Here is an 18,171-nt window from a genome sequence, read left to right on the forward strand (position 1 = left end):
TAAAGATAAAGACGCGGTCCCCTTTGCCGACGCCGAGCTTCCGCAGTACGTTGCCGAATTTGTTCGAATTCGCTTTCATCTGCCCGTAAGTAACCGCTTCATCGCGGGTGGCGTCACTGTAATAAAGTGCTACCTTATCCTGCAGTCCGGCTTCGACATGACGGTCGATCGCCTCGTAGGCCATATTAACTTTGCCGGTCGTATACCAGGAGAACTGTTTTTCTACGTCGGCCCAATCGAACGACACACGGGCTTCCTCGTAGTTTTTCAGGTTTCCGTCGGTCGATACTGCCTTGATGATGTCCGCTTGCTTGTCCATAAATACGTTCCTCCTGAATGGATGAATTCGATGAAACGTTTTCATTTCGTAGTGGCTTGCTTGCCCGACTGCCAAAAAACACAAAGAATATTATATCACATCATTTTCGGACTTAACATGCTCATTTTCGAAAAATAGACACAGGCGGCGGTACATTAAAATGTCCAAAAGTCAAACAAGTCTGAAATGATGTGATTGAAACGATCATAATACTGATTGAATCGATCAAAATTGTTGTTTATACTAAATATAGAACTACGGGTGTTTCGTCCGGGCCGGAGGAAGCCGATTTATTTCCATGGGGGATCTTCGTTCATTTCGCCCGGTAAGAAGGAATGGAAGGCTGACGCGAAGAAATTGAATCAGGATGAAATGATGGAACAACGGGGAACCACATTCTTACTTAAAGTGCGAGTTCAAAAAGTCGGGTTTTCGGCACCAAGAAGATGGGATGAAGCTAGGGAGTGAGGAGTGGAGCGTAGTGGGAGCTTTTGTGAGCACCGGAAGTTCCGGCTGAATTCCATATTCGATGTCGCGCAGGCTACCTGATCTGCTTCGTGATCAAAAGTGGGCTTTTTGAACAACCTCTAAAACAACCAATGGAGTGAGCGCGGTATGCAGGAACAGCTTCTAACCAAAGGCGAGCAGCGCCGTCAAGCGATTCTCGGCATGCTGAAGCAGAAGGGACGGGTGTCCGTGCAGGACATCGTCGATACGCTGCACTGCTCGGAAGCGACCGCGCGGCGGGATCTGGACGTTCTGGAGCAGACGGATTCCGTCATCCGCACGATCGGCGGCGCGATTTACGATGCGTTCCACACGTCCAAGGAAGCGTCGTTCGAGGAGAAGACGTCGCTGTCCTGGGTGGAGAAAGAACGGATCGCCGCGAAGGCGGCTTCGCTTGTCGAAGAGGGCGACATTATCGGCTTGTCCGGCGGGACGACCACTTATTTGATCGCGCGGGAGCTGAAGTCGCGCAGCGGCATCACGGTCGTGACGAACGCGCTTAATATCGCGATGGAACTGGCCGACAGCGACGGCATTCAGGTCGTAGTGGCCGGGGGGATTCTGAGGCACAAAAGCTACGAGATGTGCGGTCCGTTGACCGAGAAGGTCGTGGAAAGTCTCAACATCGGCAAAATGTTTCTCGGCATCGACGGGTTTGCGCTGGGGCAGGGCTTAACGACGCATTCGGAGTCGGAAGCGCAGATCGCCAAAATTTTGATCAAGCGGTCCGAGCGGACCTTCGTCGTCTTCGACCAGTCCAAGGTGGGCCGCGTATCGTTGTTCTCGATCGCGCCTGTGGCGGCGGTTCACGCCTGCATCACCGATGCGCCGCTGGAAGGCGCGCTGTTGGAAGAACTGCGCAAACGCAACATTCGCGTCTTCGTAGCCGGTACTGCGGCGGGAGAGTAGCAATCATTCTTAATCTTTGGAGGAGTCCATATGAGCCATTATATCGGAGTCGACATCGGCGGGACGAACATCGTATGCGGACTGCTGGACGATCAACTGAATTTGCTCCGTAAAATCAAGAAGCCTACGGGTGCGGCGAATGGAGCCGACTATGTCTTGAATCTGATCGCCTCGATGATCGACGAGCTGCTCGGCCAGGAAGGGCTAAGCCGTTCCGATCTGGGAGCGGTAGGCATGGGAAATCCTGGCTTCGTCGATCCGATCCGCGGCATCTCGCTGTCTTCGGCCAACCTGAAGTGGGAGAACGTGCCGGTCAGCGACAAGCTCGGAGCGATCCTCGGCGGCATCCCGGTATTTATCGATAACGACGTGCGGATGTATACGTACGGGGAAGCGGCCAGAGGGGCGGGCCGAGGGTTCGACCATGTGATGGGTATCACGCTCGGGACCGGAATCGCTGCAGCTATGGTGAACAAGGGCGAGCTGTATTACGGCAGCGGATTTTTGGCCGGAGAGCTCGGCCATGTGCCGTTCGAAGGCGAGAGCGCCTTGTGCGGCTGCGGCATGCGGGGCTGCCTGGAGACGATCGCATCGGCGACCGGAATCGCCCGAATCGCCAGAGAGCGGCTGGACCAAGGCGAATCGAGCCTGTTAAACGACTGGTTCCCGGGCGAACGCCGCAGCGAGATTACGGCGGCGGACATCTCGCGCGCCTACGACGAGGGCGACGCGCTCGCTCAGGATGTGCTCAGGTTCGTCGGACAAAGCTTGGCCAAAGGCCTCGCCTGGGCGATAACGCTGTGGAGTCCCGACGTGATCGTCATCGGCGGAGGCGCGGCCAATGCCGGCGAGCGACTGCTTGCCCCGATGCGGGAAGCTCTGATGCCGCTTATTCTGCCGATGTACCGGAACCGCTTCGTCATCCGTCTGGCGGAGATGAACGACGACGCAGGTGTCGTCGGCAGCGGAGCCTTCGCGAAGGCGCGCGCGAGCGCCTAACGGCAAGCGGCCGCGGTCTAGGGCCGGGAACACATCCGAAGCCGATTACGGCAGGGCCAGGCCCATCTCCGATCCGGATTTTAACGTAAAGACGCTTTCAGCTCCACTTCATTAAGTGGTGTTGGAGGCGTCTTTGCTTGTTATAAGGAGAGGGGCGTTTTTGCGCTTGGACTCGATTGAAACGGATTTCAAGAACTATTAAACCGATATACTACTACCTGCAGCGTCCGTTTCTTTGCTATACTAGTCAAAAAACTAGATAGAAAAGAACGGTGATCCGAACAATGGACATGAACACGGAACAAATACGACTTCTCCGTCCCGGCGAATTTGAAGCGGCGGCCGAGCTAGCCGATCGGGTATTCCGCGATGCCGAGCACAAATCAATGGGAGACGCGTTTCCGAATGCGTTTTCGCCCGCCTTGCAGCAATCCTACGGAGCGTTCGCAGACGGCAAGCTCGTCTCGTTCGTCGGCTTCGTGCCTTCGGTCATCCGGATCGGGGAAGCCGAGCTTAACGTCTATTCGATCGGAGCCGTATGTACCGATCCGGAATACCGCGGCAGAGGTTACGTGGGGACGATTTTGGATATGATACGGGAGCACAGCCGCCGCGCACGAGCCCCGCTCATTCTCGTATCCGGGAACCGGGGCATCTACGAGCGGTTCGGCTGCCGGAAGTTCGGGGCGCTCACTTCTTTTAACGCGGATCAGCAATCGTTGGACAAATTGTCCGCAGCAACGGACGGGGAGGAGACGTACCGCCCGTTCGATCGCGCGGACTGGTTCGCGCTCCGCAAGCTTTCCCGTTCGCGGGACGTAGGGTACGAGCAGAGCATCTGGGATTTGGCGGCGGCGATCTACGCCGAGCCGACGGCCAGCAATTCGAAGCTTAAGCATCGCGTATGGGTGGCTGAGCGGGACGGTGCGCCGGTTGCCTTCGCCGTTCTGGCCGTTGCCGGGGACATCGCTCCGCTGGGCAAGCCTCGCGTCATCGAGTGGGCCGGCGACGCCGCTGCGGCGGTGAGACTGGCCGTGTACGGCGCGCGGGCCGAGGGCGCCGAGTCGCTGCAATTCGCCGTCCCGTGGCAGGATGCCGGGATGGAGGCGGTGCTCGCCGAAGCGGGATGCCCGGCGGTACCCGGCAAATTGACGGGCACCGTTGCCATCGTCGATGCGGGAGAACTGCTTAGGCAGTTGACGCCTTATCTGAAGCGCAAGGACGAAGCGGCGCTGTCCCGGCTCCAGCTTTCTACGAACGAGGATGGCCGTCATTTTGCCGAGTGGGACGGAGTCTCCATGGAGCTGCAGCCTGAAGAGCTGATCTCGCTGCTGTTCGATCCGGTCCGGATCGAAAGCGCGGTTCACGGTCCGGCGGCGGAAGCCGCCAACCGATTGTTTCCGGTTCCGCTCCCGCTTCCCTCGGGACTGAACTTCGTCTAGCGCGATAATTTACAAACCATGTAACGTCATGTAAAATAGATCTAATGAACATGTATTGGAGCGGAACCTATTGCTGCGAAGAAGAAACCTCTTTCAAGAGCGTTACAATCATTTTTTGACCGAGTTGAAAAATGAAATATTGAGCGGCAGCCTGAAGCCGGGCGAATTTATTCTGCCCGAGAATACGCTTAGCGAGAAGTACAAGATAAGTCGGGTCTCGGTGCGCAAGGTGCTGGCTCAGCTGGTGGACGAAGGGCTGATCGAGAAAATAGCGGGTAAAGGCAACCGGGTCAAACCTCCGGTCGAGGAGATCGTCCGTCAGACGATCACGTTGACCTGGTTCTCGCAGTCGTACGAGCAGGATGTGCTGCATACGATTATCGAGCGGTACGAGAAGAGCCACCCGTACGTCAAGGTCGACCTGGTCATCCTGCCTGCCGAGGATTATCCGACCCGGCTTGCCGACCGGATCGAGAGAGGGACAGGTCCGGATCTGTTCTTTATTTCCGACCACCACTTCCGCCACTTGATGGAACAGGACAAGCTGAGCGTGATGGAGCCGTACCAGCCTCCGAAGCTGCTGCCGGACGAGGACAGTTATTCGAAGCTGTTTGAGCTGTTTACGGTCGACGATACGCTGATGGCGGTGCCGATCCATTTCTCTCCGATCGTTATTTGTTATAACAAAGACCGGTTTAAGGAATCCGGGATTACGGGAGAAGATCCGGTAAGCACCTGGGACGACCTGCTGGAGGTAGCGAAGAAATGCACCGCCGAGCCTAATGAAGACGGGATGGTCGACGAGTACGGATTCTGTTTCTCTTCGTCGATGAACCGCTGGCCTGCCTTCATTTTGCAAAACGGAGGCGCGTTCGTATCGCCGGATGGACGTTCCGCCTTTGCGACCGAAACGAATATCGAAGCGCTGCAATATTGCAACGATTTGATCTACAAGCATCAAGTGTCGCCGATCTACTCGACGTCCCGCTCCTACCTGGCCGAGCATCTGTTCAAGCGGGAGAAGTGCGCGATGATGCTGTCCACTTATTATTTCATGAACGAGTTCCGCGGGATGGATCTGAATTGGGACGTGCTGCCCGTACCGAAAAATAAAGAGAAAGCAACGCTTCTGCTCGCCGGATCGCTCGGCATTAACAAATATTCCGAGAAGGTCAAAGTGGCGCAAAGCTTTGTCGACTTTTTCGTCGGCGAAGAAGCGCAGACGCTGCTGAAGCAGACCGGCTGCACGATTCCGGTGCTCCGTTCGGTGGCGGAAGACGACACGCTGCTCGACCCGGCCATTCATCCGGAGCATTACAATGTGTTCATCGACTCGCTGAAATACAGCTATTCCCACTACGAGGTGGGGCTGTCGAACGAGTCGAACGTGATCTTCCATGAAGAGCTGCATATGTTGTGGGCGAATATGGAGACAGCGGAGAACGTAGCCCGCCGTATCGATGAACGGATCAATCATCGGATTGACGAGAAGTCCTAGATGGCGGAAGACGGCCGGCTGTATAGATATTACGAAGGGGCTTTCTCCCTAGGTCTTGAGAGACCGGGGGAGAAAGCCTCTTTTTTAACAGATCAGAGTGTATAAGTTCTACACCGTGTTAAAGCGAAGATGAATCCGGAATCTACGCTAAACCTTGCTTGATCTAACGGACATGGCGGATGTTATTTTGCTAAAAAACAGTTTTTTAAAATTGTAACGGTCACCACAGCGCTTATTTGCTTCGAACCACCTCCAAAAGTGACACTTCTCATCAAATCGTTGCATCCATGTCCGATCGAAATTCACCACAAAAACGTCCGCTGTGTTCGTTGCGCGCCTAGCCAAGCTAGGCATAGCTAGCTGATGAACCATCCGTGAGGACCGCGCGCGGTTACCGCCAAGGTGCGTTTCGAAGACAAGCTGGCCGTATATGCCGAAGCGGAGCCGTCGCTGCACCTCGACGCCGAGCCTATTGGAGTGGTGGGCAAAGCCGGTCTTTTCCCCGGGCGGCAATTTTTACCCCAATTCTGAAGCGTTTACAAACGAGGGAAACCGGAGTAAAATGTACGGAATAAGGCAAGGAGGTGGACGATGAGCTCCGCAGAAACGCTAATGGATTATTTCGTATATCAACGCTGCAATTACAGGCGCAAGCCATATTTGCACAGTCATACCGAATATGAAATTTTTTATTTTCATGGCGGGAGCTGCGAGTATTACGTCGAGGGCGAATCGATGGAACTGTCTCCGGGCGATCTGATTATCGTGAACGGGCTTAGCCGCCACGGCTCGCTGATGAAGGAGACGTGCTCGAGAACGATGGTCCGGTTCGACGGCGCGTATGTGCGCCCCCTGCTCCAGCAGGAGGATGCGATCGATTGGCTGAAGCCGTTTCGCGACTCGAATTATTGCCGCTGGAGCTTGTCCGAAAGCCAGAGAGCGGATGCGGAGGATATCCTGCTGCGCATGAGCCGGTTCCACGGAAAGCCGGGTCTTGTGCCCTTTCATCGGCTGCGGACGGCGTTTCAGGATTTGCTGCTGTTCATCTACGACTGCTGGGCGGAAGGGCCCGGAAGACTGGTGGATGCGACTGACTTGAAAGCGCAGCGGGTTCATCAGCTCATCCAGTATATCGAGACGAACTATATGAATGAGCTTACGCTTGACCGGATAGCGGATCATCTGTACATCAACAAATTTTATTTGGTCAAATTGTTTAAGGAAGCGACAGGCTTGACCATATTTGAATATGTCAATAAATGCCGGATTAATAAAGCAAAGCTGCTGTTTTTGATGGACGGAAACCGCTCCGTAACCGATGTATGCTATGAGGTCGGATTTCATCAGCCCGCGCATTTTTCCCGCAATTTCAAACAAATGGTGGGCGTCACGCCGGAGCATTTCCGCAGATTGTTTCAATGAAAGGACCCATTATCGAAAAGAACCTTCTTCTACCGCTTAGAAGCTTCAACGAAACGGCACGTCCGTTATTTCGTTGCTGTTTCTTGTTTGGTGGTTTTGAAGGTTCTTTTGTATTTGAAGTCGATTATGCACAAGAAACCAATTGCAGATAAATCGGAGCACCAGCAAACCAAGCACGCAGGGGAGGCGCTTTTCGATTCGTGATAAGTTGTTGTAGAAGGCTATTATCGACAGGAGGGGTACGCAGTGCAACGTGTGCGCGGAGAGATGAAGAAGCGTGCTTTATTGGGGGCGGCGCTGATTTTGGCGTTGACCGGGTGTGCGGGAGGCCCGGGGGGAAGGGACGCGGGCAGCGAATCCGAAGCCGGGGGCAAGCCGCAGGAGCAGGCGAAGGATCCGGTTGAGCTTTACTTTTACAACACAAGCGCAGATTGGGACAAGGACGATTATTTTATGAAGGAATACGGGCAGCACATTCAGAAGAAGTTTCCGCATGTTACGCCCGTATTTGTACCAACCTCCGCCGGATCGCTGGAGAAGCTGGCGGCGGCAAATCAAAGAATCGATGTGATTGTCAGCTCTGTCGGCCGGACATTTACGATTCTGAACAGCGCTTATCAGACGGATTTGACTCCCTTGATCGACAAAAACAAATTCGATTTGGGCCTCTTCGAGGGTTCAAGCATCGACATGATCAAGCAGATGGGCAATGGCGCCATCTACGGGCTTCCGATGTACACGCTTCCGGCCCCGCTTTATTACAACGCCGATTTGTTCGACAAGTTCGGCGTACCTTATCCGACCGACAAGATGACATGGGACGAACTATACGAGACGGCAAAAAAACTGACCCGGCGAGACGGCGACCGCCAGTATTACGGCCTGACGATGTCGCCCAACCACTACATGCTGCGCAATCAGCTGTCGCTTAATCTGGTCGATCCGTCGACGAAGAAAGCAACGATCAATACGAGCCAGGTCAAAACGATGATGGATAATATGATCCGGTTTTATCAGCTTCCCGGATACGATCTCGATACGAAGCAATTATCTGTCGGCGGGCAGCGGGATCTGTTCATCAAGGAACGGTCGGCGGCGATGTGGCTGCCGGTCAGCACGATGCACACCGAAACGGAGCTTGCAGGAATGAACTGGAACATCGCCAAATTCCCGTCGTTGTCACAGCTGCCGGGCGTAGAGCCGCAAGTGTATCCGGTCTACCTGTTTATTTCCGTCAACAGCAAGGTGAAGGATCAGGCGTTCGAGGTTCTCTCCTTCCTGTCGTCGGAACCGTTTCATATGCAGAAATCTCGAGAAGGAAGCTTCGTATCTCTCTTGCAAAGCGATGCGGTGCGCAAGGCGTTCGGGCAGGATGCACCGATGTATAAAGGGAAAAACGTCGCTGCGATGATCTCCGGCAAAACTGCGGCTCCTTCCCCGCAGAGCAAATATTACGCAGACGCCTCCTCCATCCTGAACACCGGCGTATTCGCCCAGGTGGCGATAGGCAAAAAGGATGTCAATACGGCGCTGCGGGAAGCGGAAGAAAACCTGATCAAAAAAATCGAGGCGGATGCCAAATAAAGTCCGACGAGGAGTGAAGGATGCGGATGAAAAAATGGATTGCGGCGCTGTCGCTGCCTGTGCTGTGTTTGTTCGTTTTTGCGCTCAGGTCTGAAGCGGCCATCGACTATTCCGGCATTATCGAAACGGAAGCGAGCTGGATTGCCGACCAACAGATCCAAAACGAAGGCAAACCGTCCGACGGCGCCATCGTGATGAACAAAAACCAGCTCACCACGAATCCCGATACCGGCCAAAAAGGCCATAAGATCGATCCGTATTTCTCCAATCTATCCGTGATCGGCATGCTGGAGCACCCGTCCGCGGACCATGTGGCGGCGGCGAAGAAATGGTTCGAATGGTACTTCCGCCACTTGAACCGGACGCCCGACACGCACGGCGTCACGGGCACGGTTTACGTCTATTATGTCAACAGTGCGAATCTGGATGAGCAATGGACGTTCAACGACTATTCCGCCTCGGATTCCCGCGGGTCCTCCTTCGTACTGGCGCTCAAGAAATATGTCGAGGTTAGCCAGGACACCGCCTATTTGCAGCAGCACAAGGCAGATATCGAGCTGGCTTTGGAGTCGGCGCTGTTTACGATGCAGCCGGACGGCCTGAGCTTTGCCAAAAACCAGGAAGGTCATTTTACGAAATATTTGCAGGACAACGCGCTTGTCTACCAAAGCCTGGAGACGATGGTGTGGCTGGAGGAGCAAGTGTTCCAGGACGAAGAGGCGGCAGCGCGCTACCGATATTTGATGAACTTGTCGTTCGCCGGCGTTGAGAGCATGTACAGGCAGGCCGAGAGAGAGTACTACTTTTATTTTACGCCAAACCGTATACGAGCGGCGGACTGGTCTGTCTTTTACGGCGATGCAGTGAGCGAGCTGTTCCCGACGCGTTACGGGGTCATCTCACCTCAAGCCGAGCGGTCGCGTGAGCTGTACGCGCACTTCAATGCAGCTCAGCCCGCCTGGATGTACCGGCATGAGCGGAACGAGTTTCCCTGGACGCAAGTCGCGAGCGTGGCTGCCATGATGGGGGATAAATTCAGAGTCGACGAGGCGCTGACGAACGCCCAGACCAACTATATCGACAACGGGCACCAATGGACATGGTACATCTATGAGGCGAGCAATATGGTCACCGCAGCCAAAACGATCCGGGACCAAACTAACCTGGCGTTGCGCAGACCGATCAGCGCCTCGACGGATGTTTTGCATGCAGGCCTCGCTGTCGATGGGGATATGAACGGGGGCTGGCAAGGAGCATCTTCAGCGGAGGATTGGCTGGAGATCGACCTCGGCGCGAACAAGACGTTCAATCGTCTCGTACTGAAGTGGGGCAGCGCATATGCCGCCAGCTATAAGGTTCGGATATCGGACGACGGTTCGCAGTTTGCGGATATTTACACTCAGACGGCAGGAGACGGAGGGACGGACGATATCGCGCTCAGCTCGGCTGTGACCGGCAGATATGTGCGTCTGCTGATTTACCATGATTTGCCCGAACCGACGGCGATAGTAAGGGAAATCGAGCTGTACCATGAAGCGGTGAACGCGGCTGGCGGCCAAACGGTATCGGCATCTTCGCAGGAAAGCGGCGCTTCCCTGCTGACAGACGGAAATCCTTCCACCGCCTGGACGAGCGATTCCGGAGCCGCCCACTGGCTGAAGCTTGATCTCGGCAATATCCAAGCTTTCCATAAGGTCAAGCTGGATTGGGTGTACGGCCAGGAAGCCGAGCAAGTCCGCGTGCTCGTATCGGACGACGACATCAGCTACACCGAAGCGGCGCCTTTGTACGAAGTCGAGGGCTGGACGCAGGAGTTTACGCTTGGCGCGGCTAGCGGCCGGTATGTTTTGCTAGAGCTGACGAAGTCTGCCAATCCCGGCGCCGTTGCCTTGTTTGAAATCCGCGTTCTCGACGGTGAGAATCCGGTGGAGCGCGCGCCGCAAGCCTATACGGTCTTGATCAGCGGTTCGGTGATCGACGGCGCGATCCTGAGGCCGGGAGAGGACGATTTTATCGGGAGCGCGGACCTGTACGTGCCTGTCGAGAAGGTTGCAAGGGCCACGGGGTGGACGTTTGCCCAAGATAACGGAGGACAGACGATCACACTAACCCGGGGCGACCGGACGATCGGGCTTGCTGTCGGGAGCTCAAGTCTCATTGCGGACGGGAACCCCATTGCGCTCGCAGCTCCGACCGCCGTGCGGAACGGACGCGTGGAAGTGCCGCTCCAAGGCTATGCGGCTGCTGCGCGACTGCTGGTAGAATGGAGCGACGACAGTCTGAGTGTACTTGTGAAGACGCAGCGAGACCCGTCGAAGATCAATCTGGCGCTGGGCAAGCCGGCAACGGTCAGCAATCCGCCGTCAACCAATACGGCGGTGCTTACCGACGGCGTCAAAACCGTAAGCAAAATTGCCGAAACATGGAATGTCAGAGCGGGCTATTCCCTCGTGCTCGACTTGGGCCAAGCGGTCGATTTCAATACGTTCAAGGCCTACGAGTACAGCTTCCAGAGGGCGCGCGGAGCGATCCTGGAATACTCGTTGGACGGAGCAAGCTGGGCGCTGCTGAAGAACGCTTCCGCGAGTGAACTGCTCAGTCCCGATATGGAGTCGAAAAACCATTACTCCGGCACGATCCGCTTCCAGACGGTGAATGCCCGTTACATTCGGCTGACGGTGCAAAGCATCGTAGACCCAGACCCCTCCAAGATTGTGGGTTATATCGAGGAAGTCGAGGTGTACAACCGACCGGCCGGGGACGGGGAGGACGAGTCGCATGGGAATGTGGCTTATCGCAGGCCGGCTTCCACCAGTTTTGCGTTCGCCGCTGGAGATATGGGCGTAACCAAAGTGACGGACGGCGATCTCACCACAAAGTTGGCAAATCCTAAAGCGCTGCAAGCCGTCTATGGCATGAGCCTGAACGAAACTCAATTGATGCAGGCGATTTATGGAACCGAAGCGGGCGCCCCGCAGCCCTGAACCCATCACATTTATGCGTCGGAAGGAGCTTGACCCATGAGCATCATCAAGGCAGGAATTATCGGACAAGGCCGCAGCGGCCGGAACATTCACGGAAATGCCCTAAGCAAACTGACAGATACGTATCGGATCGCCGCCGTGTGCGACGGACTGGAAGAGCGCCGCCAGCGCGCAGAGCAGGAATATGGGTGCAAGGCCTACGCGACATACCAAGAAATGACGGCAAACGAAAAGCTCGATCTGGTCGTCAACGCTTCGCCAAGCGAGCTGCACTTTCCGATTACGCTGGAGCTGCTCCGGCAGGGGATTAACGTGCTGTGCGAGAAGCCGCTGGCCAAAACGCCGGCCGAGGTCGATCAGCTGATCGCGGCCGCCAAGGAGAGCGGAGCGGTGCTTGCGGTATTCCAGCAATCCCGCTATATGCCGGCTTTTGTGAAATTGCGCGAGGTGATTGATTCCGGCGTGCTTGGCCGGGTCGTCCAGGTCGATTTTACGAGCAGCAACTTTTCCCGAAGATGGGACTGGCAGACGATCCAAGCGAATAACGGAGGCAATCTGCTGAACACCGGCCCCCATCCGGTCGACCAGGCGCTTCAACTGTATGGCGCAGACGAGATGCCGGATATTACCTGCGTTATGGATCGGGCCAATACGTTCGGAGACGCGGAGGATTATGTGAAAATTGTCATGAGGGGTCCCGGACGTCCGACGATTGATCTGGAAATCTCCTCCTGCACGGTGTATCCGCGCCCGGTCTTCACCGTCCACGCTACGAACGGCGGTCTGACAGGCGATCTGCGCAAGCTGCAATGGAAATATTTCAAGCCGGAGGAAGCGCCCCAGCAGCAACTGATCCGCACGCCGCTGATCAAGCCGAACGGAGAGCCTGCCTATTGCAGCGAAAAGCTGATCTGGCATGAGGATTCCTGGCAGTATGAGTCTGTAGAGGGCATGGCGATGACCGACCAGAATACAGCGTCGCTTTATGCGATGCTGTACGCCTCGATGACTGAGGGGACACCGCTGGCGATCACGCCGCAGCAGGTGCGGCTGCAAATGGCGGTTATGGAAGAATGCCGCCGCCAAAACCCGCACATTTATCCCAGCAATGTGTACCAACAAGCTTAAGTGTCACAGCCTGGCGTCTGTCTACCGACAGGCGTCTTTTTTTGCCCGCAAAACTTAAGGTTTCGATTTTCCGGGACATCAACTAACCCGAAGATCATAGGATGGAGGAACTACTATGCCAAGGTAGACCGTGGTGAGCGAATAGATTCCTGTCCAAGATCGATTGGTACATCCGGAAAAGACGGATGATCTTCTGCAGAAAGAAGTTTATACACTGGCGTCTCAAGCAATCTAATTTTTACGAGGTCCTAAAGAGAGCGAGACTTAGATCACCCCAATCTACAAATAAAACGCTTTTCGGTACTCTCTCGGCGTTATCCGGTTCGTCGCCTTAAACGCCTCGGTAAACCGGCTGGCGCACTTGTAACCGCACGCTTTGGCGATATCCTTGATCGCCAGCTCGTCGCGGGCGAGCATCTGCATCGCTTTTTTCATTTTCTCCGTCTGAATGTAATGGGCGACCGTCATGCCGTACAGATTCAGGAAACAGCGGCTGAACTTGCTCACGCTCATCGTCGCGGCGGCAGCCAGCTCGCTTAGGGAGGGGGCGTTTAAAATATCGTAGTCGAGCTGCTTTTTGACGTCGCGGACCAACTGCTGGTTTTCCCAGGTGACATGATACGCCCGTTTCCGGTTCACGATCCATTGATGGTTGATGTTGCGGTAGATCATCATTAGAAGCTCCCCGGCTTTGCATTCGTAATAAAACATAGGCAGCACCGCCTTGCGGACGGCCCACTTGATCTCGTCCATAACGAGCGCGAGATCCGGCGTGTTATAGTCCTGCTCCGCCCATGTAGCGACATGGCTCAACCGGAGCGACTCCCCCTCCAGCTTTCCTCCCAGCAGCTGTTGAATGTAATCCTCGAACATCCATACGCACGTGTAGCAAATCAGCTCATTGGCGGGAAACGTTACCGTCAGCGGTTTTTGCGGATTCACGACAATCTGGTTCATCGGTTTCAGCCGGGCCGCCGTCCCTTTGCGCGAAAAGACGATATCGCCGGCGCTCACATTGAACATCCACATGCAGGGCTTGTCGACCCGAAACGTATAAGTCAGCGGCCGCTTCGAGGTGAACCAGACGCTCGTGCAGGACAGTCCTCCGGCCGCCGGCATTTGGACGATCCAGCCTTCTCCCGCTTCGTCGGGGAGCCGGTACTGAAAGCCCGTTCCGTACCGCTTTTTGTGCATGCCGAAATGAAACGCCATTTCCTCGAAGCCGTGTTCGTACTCGTTTGCCGGATGGGCGGTCATGGGAATCACCTCATATTAGGTAGTGCCGTTTAGGCTTGGTTCGTTTCGTTATCGTTATCCTATATCAGAACCGCCCGGCCCACAAGTTAAAAATATGCGAAAGCGGGATAATACTATGCGAAAATTTCAAGCCGAATGATGCGGAAAATGACAGGAAAGCAGCAGTGGCCTGGGAGAACCCGTAACCGGATCAAGAAACCGGGTTCCCTGAAAGTGAAGCGGGAGCAATTGACAGTAATAATTGAGAATGATAATCTTTTTCACAAATAAAGGATGCCTCGCTAGCAAGGAAATCCATGGAACGAAATCGGGTATGGGGAGCGTCGGAGGAAGATGTATAACAAGAAGCTGTTATATCAGTTTTATTCGTATTACCGTCCCTATAAGGGGCTGTTTGTGCTCGATTTTACGTGCGCGGTGTTAGCCGCTTTGCTAGAACTGGTGTTCCCGCTGGCGCTGAATGTGGTTATCGACGACATGCTGCCGGGCGGGGACTGGATGCAGATTGTATACGGCTGTCTGATATTGCTGGGAATCTTCGTCATCAGCTCGGTCATGCACTATGTGGTCACTTATTACGGTCATAAGCTGGGCATCAACATCGAGACTGATATGCGCAAAAAACTGTTCGATCGGATTCAGCGCCTGTCGTTCCGGTTTTTCGACAATAACAAGACGGGGCATCTGGTCTCGCGCATGACGAACGACCTGATGGATATCGGGGAGATCGCGCATCATGCTCCGGAGGATCTGTTCATTGCCGTGATGACGCTGGCCGGCGCGTTCGGCATTATGGTTGCGATCAACTGGAAGCTGGCGGTGCTTACGTTCATTATCGTACCGCTGATGATTTGGGTTTCTTTGTACTTCTCGCGGAAAATGAACGCCGCCTTCAGCAAAATGTTCAGCGACGTGGCCGATTACAACGCCCGGGTTGAAAACAATGTCAGCGGAATGCGCGTCGTTCAAGCGTTTGCCAACGAGCAATTCGAAATCGAGCGTTTCGCCCGCAACAACGAGCAGTTCCGCCAGACGAAGCTGTCGACGTACCGGATCATGGCCTGGCATTCGTCCATCAGTTTTATTATGATGAAATTCGTTTCTCTGTTCGTTATCGTATGCGGCACCTGGTTTGTCATCCAGAAGCAGATGACCTTCGGGGAGTTTATCGCTTTTGTGATGCTGTCGAACGTATTCCTGGGGCCGATCCGTACGATTAACTCGATGATTGAGACCGTTCCGAAAGGACTGGCAGGGTTTCAGCGATACCTGGATCTGCTGGAAACGGAGCCGGACGTACAGGACAAAGGGAGTAAAGAAGCCAAGCTTAACGGAGATATTACGTACGTGAACGTCCGGTTCGGCTACGATTCGGACAAACGGATTTTCGACAACCTGAACCTGAGCATCCGCGCCGGGGAAACGGTCGCGCTGGTCGGTCCTTCGGGCGGAGGCAAAACGACGCTGTGCGGCTTGCTTCCGAGATTTTACGAAGCGGAGGCGGGGGAGATCCGGATTGACGGCATCGACGTCAGGGAGATGACTTTGCGCAGCTTGCGCGAGCAGATCGGCATCGTGCAGCAGGACGTCTTCTTGTTCGACGGTACGATCCGTGAAAATATCGCCTACGGCAAGCTGGATGCCGGCGAGCGGGAGATTCTGGAGGCGGCGGAACGCGCGCAATTAACCGAGCTGATCCGTTCGCTGCCCGAAGGGCTGGATACGATGATCGGGGAGCGCGGCGTGAAGCTGTCCGGCGGGCAAAAGCAGCGTCTGTCGATCGCCCGGATATTCCTGAAAAATCCGCCGATTCTGATTCTGGATGAAGCAACCTCCGCGCTGGATACCGAGACGGAAGCGGCGATTCAGCTGGCGCTGTCCGATCTGTCGCAAGGACGTACGACGCTGGTCATCGCGCATCGGCTCGGAACGATCCGGCATGCCGACCGCATCCTGGTCGTAACGAGAGACGGAATCGCCGAGGAAGGCACGCACGATGCCCTGCTTGCCAAGGGAGGCATCTACAGCAGGCTGCATCTCGGGGATGTGTCGGTGGCTCTGTAGCTTGATCGCAAAAAAAAGGAGGGCTTGCGCCCTCCGACTCCGACTCGGTGATAGATAACATCCGGCACTACCGGCCGGTGGTCATTCCCGTACGTTGCAACTTCCGCGAACGCCCGGATTCTCCGGGCGTTTTTGGTTTTCTCCCCGCCTACCTGAAATGGAGAAGGCAGCCTTGAACCGGGCGTCTGTACAGCCAACTACTTGGCCGCCTTGCGCCGGTATTCCGTATAAATAATTTCACCCGTATCGAGCTTGTTCAGCTCGTCCTGCGTCCAGCCGCTCAGCTTGTTGTTGCCTTGCACGCCGGTAACCTTGATCTTGTACTTCGATTCCAAGTATTGATGCAAAGCGGGCATATCGGCTTCCTTCAGCTCTTTGAGCTTTTTCTTGCCGTGGATTTGACCGAGAATGACCCCGATCGACTCGGCGGCAAGGCCCGTATTTGGCTGAATCCGCGCGCTGCCGAACGCGATTGCGGACGCTCCGACGTTTTTGCCGGCCATAATGACGTTGTCGTATTTCTTGAGCAAAAAGCTTCGGAGCGGCATGCCGTATTTGTCCGGACGGCCCATCTCGTTGCCCCATTTGTTGACGCTCGTTCCTTGCAGATCGAGCGGATAACCGGCGATACTGACGTTGTCCCAGAACATTTTGGCCCCGAGCATGTCCGACGGCTTCAGCACGTAATCCGTCTCGTAGTGGTTATATTCGCGTATGTACAAATAATCCGGGAATCCGTTCAGCTCCGCCTTCTCCCAACCGACGATCGATTTGCGGAAATGGTTCAGGATGAGCGGGATTTCTTTGCGGCCGAGCTCGAGTCCTTCTTCGACTGATTTCGGGTCCGACGGATCGATCGTGTAGATCAGGAACGCATTGATCAGCACTTCGCCGTCGCGCTGATTAACCGCGTTCAGCCCGCGGAGGAACACTCTGTCGTTCGTCGCCTTGTAAGCGTCCGTCATCCCTTGAAGCCCGATGGCAAAGTTCTCGTTTACATAACCGGTGCCGTATTTGCTTTTGCGTTCGGCGGCGGATAAGCCGTTAAAGTGAGTATTAAACGTTTTCCAGTCGACGTTTTTGAACTTCATCATCATGCCGGCGCTCATGTACTCGACCTTCTCGGGATGTCCGTAAAACACTTCGAGACCCGGCATCCGGGTGGCGTCGAGCTTCGAGACGAGGGCGGCGAAGTCGGTGTTCTCCACCCAATAGGCAGCCTCGATCCGTTTGATCTCGCCATCCTTCGTCTTGTAATCGACCGAGGTGACGGAGCCTTCGGCCGTGCCGACGCCCGGCGCGGATTTGACGCTGGCGATCGTAATGCCGGATTCGATCGGAAGACCTGCCATCAGTTCTTCGAAGTAACGGACGTATTCATCCTTTTTGCGTATTTTCGCGCTTTTGAAGCCGTCGAACAGCTTCTTGATTCTTCCTTGCACAAGGCTGCGCCCCTGATCGTCTTTCGTTTCGTCGAGAAACAGCATTTCCGCCTCCAGCACTTGCCCCCCGACTTTCTCCTGGGGATCGAGCACTTTGACGTTTAATCCTGCGTCCGCCGCGGCGCGGGCCAAATATAATCCTTCCAGCTCGGAACCGAATACGACGATATCGACTTTCTCGACCGAGACGACCGGTTCCGGAGGCGGAGCCGGTTTTTGTCCGGTTACCGGGGTACCTGTGTTGTTTTCGGGAGAAGTGGGCTGTTCGATCAGGGAGGTGTCGCCTCCGGCAAGATCGGTGGCGCCCTTTTTCCCGTATGCGGCCCATATAGCGACAGCCAGCACAAGCAGGATCAGAACGGATACGACTGTAATTGTGGTGCGGTTCAAACGCATGATGAACTCCTTTCTCTACTTGCGATTTCTGTTACAAGTCTATCATTTTTTAACTCACCCCCACAAACCATTTTGGACCGCCGAATGGATTTATCAGTACCGGGAACCCTTCGCGAAGGTTCGGGACTCAGGAGCAGGCTGCACCGGATAGGATGTCCTCGATGCCATCACAGGAGATCTTATTGCTGCGGTTTGCGCCTTGGGTTGCGTGACAGCAAGA

General features: G+C 55.1%; 12 protein-coding genes. 9 read left to right on the plus strand and 3 right to left on the minus strand.

The genetic code is table 11. The annotated features are described in order from the left end of the window. Positions 1-319, minus strand: a 319-nt coding sequence (locus tag AC3Y2E_RS00005) for an AMP-binding protein (protein ID WP_379205838.1), incomplete at its 3' end; no start/stop codon positions are given. A gap of 615 nt (positions 320-934) precedes the next feature. On the opposite strand from AC3Y2E_RS00005, the gene AC3Y2E_RS00010 reads away from it, so the two are divergent. The 8 genes from AC3Y2E_RS00010 (at position 935) to AC3Y2E_RS00045 (ending at position 12,792) form a co-directional block, all read left to right on the plus strand. Next, positions 935-1,735, plus strand: a complete 801-nt coding sequence (locus tag AC3Y2E_RS00010; protein ID WP_332072638.1) for a DeoR/GlpR family DNA-binding transcription regulator — start codon at positions 935-937, stop codon at positions 1,733-1,735. A gap of 30 nt (positions 1,736-1,765) precedes the next feature. Then, positions 1,766-2,734 (plus strand): ROK family protein, encoded by a 969-nt coding sequence (locus AC3Y2E_RS00015; RefSeq protein ID WP_379205841.1) that lies wholly within the window; start codon positions 1,766-1,768, stop codon positions 2,732-2,734. A gap of 284 nt (positions 2,735-3,018) precedes the next feature. After that, the gene (locus AC3Y2E_RS00020; protein WP_379205843.1) at positions 3,019-4,176 is read left to right on the plus strand and encodes a GNAT family N-acetyltransferase; all 1,158 of its coding nucleotides are present in this window, start codon (positions 3,019-3,021) and stop codon (positions 4,174-4,176) included. Between the two features lie 70 nt (positions 4,177-4,246). After that, positions 4,247-5,674 carry an extracellular solute-binding protein gene (locus tag AC3Y2E_RS00025; protein ID WP_379205845.1) on the plus strand — a complete coding sequence of 476 codons (1,428 nt, stop codon included), beginning with the start codon at positions 4,247-4,249 and terminating at the stop codon, positions 5,672-5,674. Between the two features lie 591 nt (positions 5,675-6,265). After that, the gene (locus AC3Y2E_RS00030; protein WP_379205847.1) at positions 6,266-7,096 is read left to right on the plus strand and encodes an AraC family transcriptional regulator; all 831 of its coding nucleotides are present in this window, start codon (positions 6,266-6,268) and stop codon (positions 7,094-7,096) included. Between the two features lie 246 nt (positions 7,097-7,342). Beyond that, positions 7,343-8,680, plus strand: coding sequence for an extracellular solute-binding protein (locus AC3Y2E_RS00035; protein ID WP_379205850.1), 1,338 nt, complete (start codon positions 7,343-7,345; stop codon positions 8,678-8,680). Positions 8,681-8,706: 26 nt separating this feature from the next. Next, complete coding sequence (locus AC3Y2E_RS00040; RefSeq protein ID WP_379205852.1) at positions 8,707-11,664, plus strand: discoidin domain-containing protein; 2,958 nt, start codon at positions 8,707-8,709, stop codon at positions 11,662-11,664. 36 nt (positions 11,665-11,700) lie between these two features. Next, the gene (locus AC3Y2E_RS00045) at positions 11,701-12,792 is read left to right on the plus strand and encodes a Gfo/Idh/MocA family protein (protein WP_379205854.1); all 1,092 of its coding nucleotides are present in this window, start codon (positions 11,701-11,703) and stop codon (positions 12,790-12,792) included. Positions 12,793-13,071: 279 nt separating this feature from the next. Here AC3Y2E_RS00045 and AC3Y2E_RS00050 read toward each other — a convergent pair whose 3' ends face one another. Continuing rightward, positions 13,072-14,049 carry a helix-turn-helix transcriptional regulator gene (locus AC3Y2E_RS00050; protein ID WP_379205856.1) on the minus strand — a complete coding sequence of 326 codons (978 nt, stop codon included), beginning with the start codon at positions 14,047-14,049 and terminating at the stop codon, positions 13,072-13,074. 348 nt (positions 14,050-14,397) lie between these two features. Here AC3Y2E_RS00050 and AC3Y2E_RS00055 point away from each other — a divergent pair, with 348 nt between their 5' ends. Continuing rightward, positions 14,398-16,113 carry an ABC transporter ATP-binding protein gene (locus tag AC3Y2E_RS00055; protein ID WP_379206523.1) on the plus strand — a complete coding sequence of 572 codons (1,716 nt, stop codon included), beginning with the start codon at positions 14,398-14,400 and terminating at the stop codon, positions 16,111-16,113. A 197-nt stretch (positions 16,114-16,310) separates the two neighbouring features. Here the strand turns inward: AC3Y2E_RS00055 and AC3Y2E_RS00060 are convergent, their stop codons facing one another. After that, positions 16,311-17,951: an FAD-dependent oxidoreductase gene (locus tag AC3Y2E_RS00060; RefSeq protein ID WP_379205858.1), complete on the minus strand. Its 1,641-nt coding sequence runs from the start codon at positions 17,949-17,951 to the stop codon at positions 16,311-16,313. Positions 17,952-18,171: the final 220 nt, after the last annotated feature.

The sequence above is a fragment of the Paenibacillus sp. MAH-35 genome, from assembly GCF_058135425.1.